The sequence below is a fragment of the Pseudomonas sp. LBUM1641 genome, assembly GCF_059716235.1.
Map to the genome: position 1 here is coordinate 3,549,923 of NZ_CP166815.1, position 13,012 is coordinate 3,562,934.

7 protein-coding genes and 1 pseudogene are annotated in these 13,012 nt (G+C 62.3%); all 8 read left to right on the forward strand.

Annotated features, from left to right (window positions below; genetic code table 11):
• The first annotated feature begins 13 nt into the window (after positions 1-13).
• Positions 14-385, forward strand: a complete 372-nt coding sequence (locus ACA046_RS16165) for an AprI/Inh family metalloprotease inhibitor (protein ID WP_459020970.1) — start codon at positions 14-16, stop codon at positions 383-385.
• 101 nt (positions 386-486) lie between these two features.
• Entirely contained in the window at positions 487-2,211 is a 1,725-nt protein-coding gene (locus ACA046_RS16170) for a type I secretion system permease/ATPase (RefSeq protein WP_459020968.1), read from the forward strand.
• Positions 2,192-2,281 (forward strand): annotated as a pseudogene (locus ACA046_RS16175) (outer membrane lipoprotein carrier protein LolA); the annotation flags it as partial. The gene ACA046_RS16170 and the pseudogene ACA046_RS16175, both read left to right, overlap by 20 nt.
• 27 nt (positions 2,282-2,308) lie before the next feature.
• Complete coding sequence (locus tag ACA046_RS16180) at positions 2,309-3,643, forward strand: HlyD family type I secretion periplasmic adaptor subunit (protein WP_167664268.1); 1,335 nt, start codon at positions 2,309-2,311, stop codon at positions 3,641-3,643.
• Between the two features lie 2 nt (positions 3,644-3,645).
• A complete protein-coding gene (locus tag ACA046_RS16185) occupies positions 3,646-4,983 on the forward strand; it encodes a TolC family outer membrane protein (protein ID WP_076013512.1) in 1,338 nt (445 codons plus the stop codon).
• A 219-nt stretch (positions 4,984-5,202) separates the two neighbouring features.
• Complete coding sequence (gene eprS, locus ACA046_RS16190; protein WP_497674377.1) at positions 5,203-8,160, forward strand: autotransporter serine peptidase EprS; 2,958 nt, start codon at positions 5,203-5,205, stop codon at positions 8,158-8,160.
• Between the two features lie 127 nt (positions 8,161-8,287).
• A complete protein-coding gene (locus tag ACA046_RS16195; protein ID WP_497674378.1) occupies positions 8,288-11,398 on the forward strand; it encodes an autotransporter domain-containing protein in 3,111 nt (1,036 codons plus the stop codon).
• Between the two features lie 179 nt (positions 11,399-11,577).
• A complete protein-coding gene (locus ACA046_RS16200) occupies positions 11,578-13,008 on the forward strand; it encodes a polyurethane esterase (protein WP_497674379.1) in 1,431 nt (476 codons plus the stop codon).
• The last annotated feature ends 4 nt before the right edge of the window (positions 13,009-13,012 follow it).

The following is a 13,012-nucleotide window of genomic DNA, read 5'->3' on the forward strand; positions in this document are numbered from 1 at the left end:
ACGGGCGAAGGTGATGACGCTATTTCGCACTACAGTTGCCTGGTGTATCCAGGCGTTGTTCATGTCGGCAGGAGCCACAGCAATGGCAAGCAGTCTGGTTTTACCTACGTCCGCGCAGTTGGCCGGGCATTGGGCACTGCATCAGCAGGAACACGTGTGCGCGCTGGATCTGATTGAGCAAGCCAATGCACTGGGCGGCGACGTAGAGTGCGCCCGACAATGGTTGGGTGAAGCGCCCGTTAGTTGGACGCCTACGCCTGATGGTATTTGGTTGATGAATGCCGAAGGCACTGGCATTACCCATTTGAATCGCCAGAAAGAAGGCGAATATGAAGGCCGCGCAAAATCCGGCGCGGTATTGATATTACAACGTGCACCCGAATAATTAGTTATAACGATATAACCCGATTTTAATGTTTGCCCGCCCCTTAATGGGGCGCTCGGTAAACTATTGCGCGTCATTCGGCTCAGGGAAGATCAGGCAACATGGCGAAGACCACTCCCGTTGCACCACTGTTCAAGGCACTCGGCGACTACAAAAGTATTCTGATCAGTATTGGCTGTTTCACGGCATTGATTAACGTATTGATGTTGGTGCCGTCGATTTATATGTTGCAAGTCTACGACCGCGTGCTGTCTTCACAGAACGAAACCACCTTGGTGATGTTGACGCTGATGGTGGTGGGGTTCTTCGCCTTTATCGGTGTGCTGGAGGTGATCCGCAGCTTTATCGTGATCCGCATCGGCAGCCAGTTGGAGCGCCGCTTCAACCTGCGGGTGTACAAGGCCGCGTTCGAGCGCAACCTGCAACGGGGCGAAGGCCATGGCGGGCAATCCCTGGGGGATTTGACCCACATCCGCCAATTCATCACTGGGCCGGCGTTGTTCGCATTTTTCGACGCGCCGTGGTTTCCGATCTACCTGTTTGTGATCTTCCTGTTCAACGTCTGGCTGGGTGTCTTGGCCAGCGCCGGTGCGGTGCTGCTGATTGCGCTGGCGTGCCTCAACGAGTACCTGACCAAAAAGCCCCTGGGTGAAGCCAGCGGGTTTTCCCAGCAATCCACACAGTTGGCCACCAGCCACCTGCACAACGCCGAAACCATCCAGGCCATGGGCATGCTCGGCGCATTGCGCAAGCGCTGGTTCAAGGTGCATTCGCAGTTTCTGGGCTTGCAGAACAAGGCCAGCGACACCGGCTCGATCATCAGTTCCCTGAGTAAATCCCTGCGCCTGTGCCTGCAATCGTTGGTGCTGGGCCTGGGGGCGTTACTGGTGATCAAGGGCGACATGACGGCGGGCATGATGATCGCCGGTTCGATCCTGATGGGCCGGGTGTTGAGCCCCATCGACCAGTTGATCGCCGTGTGGAAGCAATGGAGTTCGGCCAAGCTGGCCTATCAGCGCCTGGACGGCCTGATGCGTGAATTTCCGCCCCAGGGCGAGCAGATGGCCTTGCCGGCGCCCAAGGGCAATGTGAGTTTCGAGCAAGTCAGTGCGGGACCGCCGGGGCGGCGTGTGCCGACCTTGCATCAGGTCAGTTTCAACCTGACTGCGGGTGAAGTGCTCGGCGTGCTGGGTGCTTCCGGCTCCGGCAAATCGACCCTGGCCCGCGTATTGGTGGGCGTGTGGCCAACTCTCGCCGGCACCGTGCGTCTGGACGGTGCCGATATTCATCGCTGGGACCGCGACGACCTCGGCCCGCATATTGGCTACCTGCCCCAAGACATCGAACTGTTCAGCGGCAGCATTGCCGACAACATCGCACGCTTTCGCGAAGCCGATCCCCAACTCGTGGTGCAGGCCGCCCAACAAGCTGGCGTGCACGAATTGATCCTGCGTTTGCCCCACGGCTACGACACCGTGCTCGGTGACGAAGGCAGCGGCCTGTCCGGTGGCCAGAAACAACGGGTCGCCCTGGCCCGCGCGCTGTACGGCGGGCCTCGCCTGATCGTGCTCGACGAGCCCAACTCCAACCTCGACACCGTGGGTGAAGCCGCCCTGGCCAGCGCGATCATGCAGATGAAAGCCCTGGGCAGCACGGTGGTGCTGGTGACTCACCGTTCGTCCGCGCTGGCCCAGGCCGACAAGCTGCTGGTGCTGAACGAAGGCCGGTTGCAGGCATTTGGTCCGAGCCAGGACGTGCTGCGGGCACTGTCCGGCCAGCGAGAACAGCCCAACTGTAGGAGCGAGCTTGCTCGCGAAGGTCGTTAACGATGACGCGGGCATCCTGAATCAACGCGGCGCCCTCAGGTTTTTCGCGAGCAAGCTCGCTCCTACAGTTAATTAACAAGCCGCAAGGATCAGGCGCATGAGCAGCGACAGCAGCATTCAAATCAACCGCGATTACGAACAGACTCACCCCGAACACGATGCGCGCTTCTTTGCCCGCATGGGCTGGCTGCTGACAGTGGTCGGCGCCGGTGGGTTTTTCCTGTGGGCCAGCCTGGCACCGCTGGACCAGGGGATTCCGGTACAAGGCACGGTGGTGGTGTCGGGCAAGCGCAAGGCCGTGCAAACCTTGAGCCCCGGCGTGGTCAGCCGGATCCTGGTGCGTGAAGGCGAGGCGGTGAAGCAGGGCCAGCCGCTGTTCCGCCTCGACCAGACGCAAAACCAGGCCGACGTGCACTCCCTGCAAGCCCAATACCGCATGGCCTGGGCCAGCGTGGCGCGGTGGCAGAGCGAGCGCGACAACCAGTCAACCATCACCTTTCCGCCGGAGCTGAGCACCAACCCCGATCAAGCCCTGGCATTGGTCCTTGAAGGCCAGCGCCAACTGTTCAGCAGTCGCCGCGAAGCCTTTGCCCGGGAACAGGCCGGGATTCGCGCGAGTATCGAAGGCGCCACCGCACAACTGAACGGCATGCGCCGCGCCCGCAGCGACCTGACCGCCCAGGCGCAATCCCTGCGTGACCAACTGAACAACCTGCAACCCTTGGCCGACAACGGCTACATCCCGCGCAACCGGCTGATGGAGTACCAGCGCCAACTGTCCCAGGTGCAGCAGGACCTGGCGCAGAACACCGGTGAAAGCGGCCGGGTGGAGCAGGGCATCCTCGAGTCGCGCCTCAAGTTGCAGCAGCACAGCGAGGAGTATCAGAAGGAAGTCCGCAGCCAACTGGCCGATGCGCAACTGCGCAGCCTGACCTTGGAGCAGCAACTGACCTCCGCCGGTTTCGACCTGCAGCACAGCGAAATCAATGCGCCTGCCGATGGCATCGCCGTCAACCTGGGGGTGCACACCGAAGGCGCTGTGGTGCGTGCCGGTGAAACCCTGTTGGAAATCGTGCCCCAGGACACCCGCCTGGAAGTGGAAGGGCGCTTGCCAGTGCATCTGGTGGACAAGGTCGGCGCCCACTTGCCGGTAGATATCCTCTTCACCGCCTTCAACCAGAGCCGCACGCCGCGGGTGCCAGGGGAGGTGAGCCTGATCTCCGCCGACCAGATGCTCGACGAAAAAACCGGCATGCCGTACTACGTCTTGCGCACGGTCGTCAGCAGCAACGCCCTGGAAAAACTCCATGGCCTGGTGATCAAGCCGGGGATGCCCGCCGAGATGTTCATCCGTACCGGCGAGCGCTCCTTGCTCAATTACCTGTTCAAGCCGCTGCTGGACCGCGCCGGCTCGGCGTTGACCGAGGAATGAGCATGAAGCCGATGTTCATCGCCTTGTTACTCGCCTGCAGCAGCGCCCAGGCTGCCATGGGGCCGTTCGATGTTTACGAACAGGCCCTGCGCAACGACCCGGTATTCCTCGGCGCCATCAAGGAACGCGATGCCGGCCTGGAAAACCGCACCATTGGCCGCGCCGGCCTGCTGCCCAAGCTGTCGTACAACTACAACAAGGGCCGCAACAACTCCCAGGCCACCTTGCCCGACGGGCGCGGCGGTAATTATCACGATGACCGCAACTACAACAGCTACGGCTCCACCTTCACCCTGCAACAGCCTTTGTTCGACTATGAAGCCTATGCCAACTATCGCAAGGGCGTGGCTCAGGCGCTGTTTGCCGACGAGAGTTTTCGCGACAAGAGCCAGGCGCTGCTGGTGCGGGTGCTGACCTATTACACCCAGGCGTTGTTTGCCCAGGACCAGATCGACATTGCCCGCGCGAAGAAAAAGGCCTACGAGCAGCAGTTCCAGCAGAACCAGCATTTGTTCCAGCAGGGCGAAGGCACCCGCACCGACATTCTGGAAGCGGAATCGCGCTATGAGCTGGCCACTGCCGAGGAAATCCAGGCGCTGGATGAGCAAGACGCGTCGCTGCGGGAGCTTGGTGCGTTGATTGGTGTGCAGAGCGTCAATATCAATGACCTGGCGCCGCTGAATCCGGGATTTGCTGCCTTCACCCTGACCCCGGCCAACTACGACACCTGGCACGAACTCGCGCTGACGAACAATCCCAACCTGGCCTCGCAGCGCCAGTCCGTGGAAGTGGCGCGTTATGAAGTGGAGCGCAACCGCTCCGGGCACCTGCCACGGGTCACGGCCTATGCCAGCTCGCGCCAGCAGGAGTCCGACAGCGGCAACACCTACAACCAGCGCTACGACACCAACACCATCGGCATCGAAGTCAGCATGCCGTTGTATGCCGGTGGCGGCGTCTCGGCGTCCACCCGCCAGGCCAGCCGGGCCATGGAGCAGGCCGAGTACGAACTGGAAGGCAAGACCCGCGAAACCCTGATCGAACTGCGGCGCCAGTTCAGCGCTTGCCTGTCGGGGGTGAGCAAGCTGCGCGCCTACCAAAAGGCGCTGACCTCGGCCGAAGCGCTGGTGGTCTCCACCAAGCAAAGCATCCTCGGCGGCGAGCGGGTCAACCTCGATGCGCTGAACGCCGAGCAGCAGCTGTACAGCACTCGTCGCGACCTGGCCCAGGCGCGGTACGACTACCTGATGGCCTGGACCAAATTGCATTACTACGCGGGCAACTTGCGCGACACCGACCTGGCCAAGGTGGATGAGGCATTTGGCCCCATGAGCCGCTGATGATGGGGCTAAGGAGCTTGCTGTGGTGGGGGGAGCTTGCTGTGGCGAGGGAGCTTGCTCCCGCTGGAGTGCGCAGCGCTCCCAAGATCTTGGGGCCGCTACGCAGCCCAGCGGGAGCAAGCTCCCTCGCCACAGCAAGCTTTCAAGACACAGCTAGCTCCCAAGCCACAGCAATCGCCCTGACCACAGGTATTTCAACAATAAGAAAAAGGACTCCTCATGATCACTGATTCACCTCGCTTCAAACCCTTCACCGCAGGCTCCTTGCTGCTGCTGTCAGTGGCAGCCCACGGGCAGTACATCGAAACCGGCAAAGCGGGCGACCCCGCCAGTTGGCGCTCCGCCGAGTTCCAGAGTGACTGGGGCCTGGACCGGATGAAAGCCAACGAGGCCTACGCGAGCGGCATCACCGGAAGTGGAGTGAAGATCGGCGCCCTCGACTCGGGTTTCGACCCCAACCATCCCGAAGCCTCCAAGGACCGCTATCACGCGGTCACCGCCAGCGGCACCTACGTCGACGGCAGCCCGTTCAGCACCACCGGCGCGCTCAACCCCAACAACGACTCCCACGGTACCCACGTCACCGGCACCATGGGCGCGGCCCGTGATGGCGTGGGCATGCACGGCGTGGCGTACAACGCGCAGATCTACGTCGGCAACACCAACGCCAATGACAGCTTCCTGTTCGGCCCCACACCGGATCCCAAGTACTTCAAGGCGGTGTACACCGCCCTGGTGGATTCCGGCGTGCGGGCGATCAACAACAGCTGGGGCAGCCAGCCCAAGGATGTCAGCTACCAGACCCTGGGCGACCTGCATGCTGCCTATGCCCAGCACTACAACCGGAACACCTGGCTGGATGCAGCTGCGGAGGTGGCCAAGGCCGGGGTGATCAACGTGTTCAGTGCCGGTAACAGCGGCTACGCCAACGCCAGCGTGCGTTCGGCCTTGCCGTATTTCCAGCCGGAACTGGAGGGCCACTGGCTGGCGGTGTCGGGCCTGGACAAGGCGAATAACCAGAAATACAACCAGTGCGGCATCGCCAAGTACTGGTGCATTTCCACCCCCGGGGCGTTGATCAACAGCACCATTCCCGACGGTGGCTACGGCGTAAAGTCCGGCACGTCGATGTCGGCGCCCCATGCCACGGGCGCACTGGCGCTGGTGATGGAACGCTACCCATACCTGAACAACGAACAGGCCTTGCAGGTGCTGTTGACCACGGCCACTCAACTCAATGGCGCGGTCACCGATGCACCGACCACCCAGGTCGGTTGGGGCGTGCCGGACCTTGGCCGGGCGATGCACGGGCCCGGGCAATTGCTTGGGCCGATGAATGTCACGATGGCGGCCGGGCAGGGCGATGTGTGGAGCAATGCGATCTCCGACAAGGCGCTGATCCAGCGCCAGGCCGAAGACAGCGCCGAAACCCTGGCCTGGCAGCAAACCCTGCACGACAAGGGCTGGGAGAACGGCGTAAGCGCTGGCGCGAGCCAGCAGGACCAGACGGACTATGCCGTTGGCACCGCCCGGGCGGCAGCGGCGGCCCAGCGTATCTACGAAGGCAGCCTGATCAAATCCGGCGCGGGCAGCCTGATTCTCACGGGTGACAACACCTACCGTGGCCCGACCACCGTGAATGGCGGTCGGTTGGCGGTGAATGGCTCACTGACGTCGGCAGTGACGGTCAATGACAGCGGCACACTGGGCGGTTCCGGCGGTATCGCGGCGTTGCAGGTGAACAGCGGCGGCACCGTGGCGCCGGGCAACTCCGTGGGTACCTTGCAGGTGGCTGGGGACGTGAACCTCGCCGCCGGCTCCACCTATGCGGTCGAACTTACCCCCACCAGCAGCGACCAGATTGTCGCCACCGGCAAGGCAATCCTCGGCGGCGGTACCGTGACCCTGGCCCTGGAAAACAGCCCGACGTTGCTCAGCCAGCAACAGGCCGAGAGCCTGCTGGGGCGTCAGTACAACATCCTTCAGGCGGCAGGCGGGATCCAGGGTGAGTTCGGTGCGGTGTTGCCCAACTACCTGTTCCTCGGCGGCACCCTCGACTATGCCGCCAACGGCGTGCAGCTGGACATTGCCCGCAGCGATGCGAGTTTCGCCAGTGTCGGCGCTACCCGTAACCAGCGCTCGGTGGCGGCAGCGGCCGAGCAATTGGGCGCGGGCAACCCGGTGTACGAAAGCATCCTGCGTTCAGACTCGGCGGCCAGTGCGCAACAAGGCTTCCAGAAACTGTCGGGGGAAATCTATCCGGCCATCGACACGATGCTGATCAACGATAGTCGCCAACTACGTGATGCCGTCGGCGAGCGCCTGCGCCATACGCCGGTCGCGGGTGAAAGCAATGTGTGGGTCAAGGCGCTCGGCAGTTGGGGCGAAACCGACAGCCGCAGCGAATCGGCGGGCTACACCACCTCACTGGGCGGCATGCTGGCCGGTGTCGACGGTGCGCTGGATGAGCAGACCCGCGCCGGTCTGGTGGCCGGTTACAGCGACAGCTCGCTGAACATGGGCAGCGGCACTCACTCCTCGGCGTCTATCGACAGCTACCACCTCGGCGCCTATGCCGGGCACGAGCTGGGCAACTGGCGCTTGAGCGTCGGCGGCGCGTACAGCTGGCATCGCGGCGACGTGAAACGTGACTTGCAGTACGGCGAAGTCAGCGGCAAGCAGAAGACCAAACTGGATGCGCGCAGTGCCCAGGTATTTACCGAAGCGGCCTACCGTTTAAGCCTGCAATCGATGGCGTTGGAGCCGTTCGCCAACCTGGCTTACGTGCACCTGGACAACGAACGCTTTCACGAGAAAGGCGACGCCGCTGCACTTGAGCGTGGCAGTGACAGCCGCGATGCAGTGCTGAGCACCCTGGGCCTTCGGGCATCGAAAACCTTCCCTCTCAATGACCGCCAGCAATTGGACGTTTTCGGCTCGTTGGGCTGGCAGCACAGCCTGAGTGCCGTTGAATCCGAAGAGCACCTGGCGTTTGTCGCGGGTGGGCCGTCGTTCGCGGTGCAAAGCTCGCCGTTGATGCGCGATGCGGCACTGGTGGGTGTACAGGCCAGCCTGGCGTTGAGCAAAAACACACGGATCAACCTCGACTACACGGGCCAATTGGCTGGCCGGGAAAAAGTGCAGGGCGTGGGGTTGAGCCTGAACTGGCAGTTCTGAACGGTGCCCTCTTCATGTAGGAGCGAGCTTGCTCGCGAAAAACGTGAAGGCACCGCATTTATCCAGAAAGCCCGAGTCATCGTTAACGACCATCGCGAGCAAGCTCGCTCCTACAAGGAAGTCCACCGTGAAAAAAACAAAACGAGGGTTTCAATCCGCCATCCCAACAGGCCCGGGCTACCCGCTCAAGGCCTTGAGCTGCGTGCCATATGGCGCGTTGCTGTGTTGCCTGGCCAGCTTGGGTACCGCCCAGGCCGCACCCTACGTGGAAAGCGGAAAACTGGGGGATGCTGCCAGCTGGCGCAGCAATGAGTTCAAGGCCGATTGGGGCCTGGGCGCCGTGCATGCAGACGCCGCATACGCCGCCGGCTACACCGGCAAGGGCGTCAAGCTGGGGGTCTTCGATCAGCCGGTGTATGCCCAGCATCCGGAATTCGCCAGCCCCGGCAAAGTGGTCACGATCGTGACCGAAGGCATTCGCCAATACACCGACCCGTACATCCCGGTGAAGGCCGGGGACGCGTTTCGCTATGACGGCACGCCCTCCCTGGGCTCCAACGGCAAACTCGGCAATCACGGCACCCACGTGGGCGGGATTGCCGCCGGTAACCGCGACGGCGGGCCGATGCATGGCGTGGCGTTCGATGCGCAGATCATCAGCGCCGAAAACGGTGACCCGGGCCCCGAAGACGGGATCATCCTCGGCAACGACGGCGCGGTGTACAAAGCCGGTTGGGACGCGCTGGTCGCCAGCGGTGCACGCATCATCAACAACAGTTGGGGCATCGGTATCGGTGACCAGTACGCCAAGGGCGGGCGCGATCCGGCGTTCCCCAACTTCACGGTCAATGAAGCGCAGGCACAGTTCAATAACATCCGGCCGATCCTTGGCACCATCGCGGGCGGCGCTTACCAAGGCGCCATCGATGCGGCCCGCAGCGGCGTGCTGACGATCTTTGCCGCCGGCAACGACTACAACCGCAACAACCCGGATGCGATCTCGGGCTTGGCGTACTTCGTACCGGAGATTGCACCCAACTGGCTGTCGGTGGCGGCGTTGCAACAGAACCCCGACACCGCCAGTTCCGATCCGTACGTGATCAGCACCTTCTCTTCACGTTGCGGTTATGCCGCGAGCTTTTGCGTGGCGGCCCCCGGGACCAAGATCTACAGCTCGGTGATCAACGGCACCACCCTGGAAAACCTGACCACCGACTACGCCAACTTCAACGGCACCTCCATGGCCGCACCCCATGTGGCCGGCAGTGCGGCGGTGTTGATGGAGCGCTTTGCGTACATGAGTGGCGACCAGATTTCCACGCTGCTGAAAACCACCGCGACCGACCTCGGCGCACCGGGCATCGACTCGCTGTACGGCTGGGGCATGATCAACCTGGGCAAGGCGATCAACGGCCCGGGGATGTTTGTGACGGCTGAGGATATCCCGGCTGAGTTTCGTATCGACGGGGCCTACGGCTCCGGTCAATTCGTCGCGGACCTGCCAGGGATTGGCGCCGTGGTGGATGCCGGCAAACCGACCCAGCGCATTTGCATCGATGTGCATTGCGGCCTGGATGTGTGGAGCAACGACATCTCCGGGCACGGCGGCCTGACCAAGCAGGGCATCGGTGCATTGGTGCTGACCGGCACCAACACCTACAGTGGCCCGACCCTGGTCAACCAAGGGTTGCTGGCAATCAATGGCTCGATCACCTCCGACGTCACCGTCAGCAGCAGCGGCGTAGTGGGCGGTTCCGGGCGCATTGGTTCGCTGACGGCGAACAGCGGCGGTACCGTGGCGCCGGGTAACTCCATCGGCACGCTGAACGTGGCCGGCGATGTGAGCTTTGCGGCGGGCTCTACCTACGCGGTGGAGCTGTCGGAAACCAGCAGTGACCGCATCGTCGCCGGTGGCAAGGCCACCCTCAGCGGCGGCACGGTGACCCTGGCCCTGGAAAACAGCCCGACGCTGCTGACCCAGACCCAGGCCGAAAGCCTGATCGGTCGCCAATACAACATCCTGCAGGCCGCAGGCGGGATCACCGGCAGCTTCGGTTCGGTGCTGCCTGACTACCTGTTTATCGGCGGCACCTTGAACTACGCCGCCAATGGCGTGCAACTGGATGTGGGGCGCAACGCCAACACCTTTGCCAGTGTGGCCGCCACCCCGAACCAACGTTCGGTGGCAGCCGCCGCCGAGCAATTGGGTGCAGGCAACGCAGTCTATGAAAGCCTGTTGCTGGCGCCGAATGCGGCCTCGGCCCAAGGTGCGTTCCAGCAGTTGTCCGGGGAAATCTACCCGGCGCTGGAAACCGCATTGGTCAATGACAACCGCTACCTGCGCGAAGCCGTGGGCGAGCGTTTGCAGCAAGGGGAAATGGGCGCATCGAGCCAGACCGTCGACAGCCGTGGCAACGTCTGGGTCAAGGCGCTGGGCGCCTGGGGCAAGACCAACAGCGGCAGTGATACGGCGGGCTACACCACCTCCATCGGCGGCATGCTGGCGGGTGTGGACGGCGCGCTGGATGACGACACCCGTGTGGGCCTGGTAGCGGGGTACAGCGACACGTCGCTGAACATGGGCAGCGACACCCATTCCCGGGCGTCGGTAGACAGCTATCACTTGGGTGCCTATGCCGGGCACGAGATCGGTGCCTTGCGTTTGAGCGGCGGGGCGACCTACAGCTGGCACCGCGCCGATGTGAAACGCGAGCTGCAATACGGTGAAGTCGCTGGCAAACAGAAAGCCAAGGTGGATGCCCGCAGCACCCAGGTGTTTACCGAAGCGGCCTATCGCTTGAACCTGCAACCCCTGGCCCTGGAACCGTTCGCCAACCTGGCGTATGTGCATCTGGACGCCGATGGGTTTACCGAGAAGGGCGATGCGGCGGCCTTGAAGGGCCGGGATGACAGCCGCGATGTGGTGCTGAGTACCCTGGGTGCTCGAGCGCTGAAAACCTTGAATATCAACGACCATCAGCAACTGGAGCTTTCCGGCACTCTGGGCTGGCAGCACAACCTGAGCAGCGTCGATTCCGAGCGGCACCTGGCGTTTGCGTCGGGCGGCCCGTCGTTCTCGGTGGAGAGTTCGTCGATGGTGCGTGATGCGGCATTGGTGGGCGCGCGGGTCAGCCTGGCGCTGAGCAAGGATGCGAAGGTGAACCTGGATTACAACGGCCTGCTGGCCAGCAAAGAGAAAGTCCATGGGGTGGGTTTGAGCCTGGACTGGGCTTTCTAAACACTGCAGTTCGAAATGTGGGAGCGGGCTTGCTCGCGAAGGCGGTGTGCCAGTCGGTGGATGGGTTGACTGAACCACCGCTTTCGCGAGCAAGCCCGCTCCCACATTGATCCGGTTCCAATCGTCAATCTGTGCAGATTTGGCTTTCTCGACAATTCCAACAAAAGAGAGGCAATACCATGGGTGTTTTCGACTATAAAAACCTCGGGACCGAGGGCTCCAAAGCGTTGTTCGCCGATGCCATGGCGATCACCTTGTACTCTTATCACAACCTGGATAACGGCTTTGCCGTGGGCTATCAGCACAACGGTTTTGGCCTGGGGCTGCCGGCAACCCTGGTGGGGGCGCTGCTTGGCAGTACAGATTCCCAAGGGGTAATTCCGGGAATTCCCTGGAACCCGGACTCGGAAAAGGCGGCCCTCGAAGCGGTCAACAAGGCCGGCTGGACGCCCATCAGCGCCAGTACCCTGGGCTATGGCGGCAAGGTGGATGCCCGGGGCACGTTCTTCGGTGAAAAGGCCGGCTACACCACCGCGCAGGTGGAGGTGCTGGGCAAGTACGATGGCGACGGCAAACTGCTGGAAATCGGCATTGGTTTTCGCGGGACTTCGGGGCCTCGGGAAACCTTGATCACCGACTCCATTGGCGATTTGGTCAGTGATTTGCTGGCAGCGCTGGGGCCCAAGGATTATGCGAAAAACTACGCGGGCGAAGCCTTTGGCACCTTGCTCAAGGATGTCGCGGCGTATGCCGGCAGTCATGGGTTGACGGGCAAGGACGTGGTGGTCAGCGGCCATAGCCTGGGCGGCCTGGCGGTCAACAGCATGGCCGACTTGAGCAGCAATAAGTGGTCGGGGTTCTACAACGACTCCAACTATGTGGCCTATGCCTCGCCAACCCAGAGCAGCGGCGACAAGGTGTTGAACATCGGTTATGAGAATGACCCGGTGTTTCGCGCGCTGGACGGTTCGTCGTTCAACTTCTCGTCCCTGGGCGTGCATGACAAGCCTCATGAGTCGACCACCGACAATATCGTCAGCTTCAACGATCACTACGCGTCGACACTGTGGAATGTCCTGCCGTTTTCCATCGTCAACCTGCCCACCTGGCTTTCTCACTTGCCCACTGGCTATGGCGATGGCTTGACCCGAGTGCTGGACTCGAAGTTCTACGACCTGACCAGCCGGGACTCGACGATTATCGTGGCCAACCTGTCGGACCCGGCACGGGCCAATACCTGGGTGCAGGACCTCAACCGCAACGCCGAGCCCCACAAGGGCAACACGTTCATCATCGGCAGCGACGGTAATGACCTGATCCAGGGCGGCAAGGGTGTGGACTTCATTGAAGGCGGCAAGGGCAATGACACGATCCGCGACAACAGCGGGCACAACACCTTTCTGTTCGGCGGGCAGTTTGGGCAGGACCGGGTGATCGGTTACCAGTCCACCGACAAGCTGGTGTTCAGGGACGTGGAGGGCAGTGCGGACTGGCGTGACCATGCCAAGGTGGTGGGGGGCGATACGGTGCTGAGTTTTGGCGCGGATTCGGTGACGCTGGTCGGAGTTGGATTAGCCGGGGTTGGGGGCGATGGCATTTCCATCAGCTGAGTAG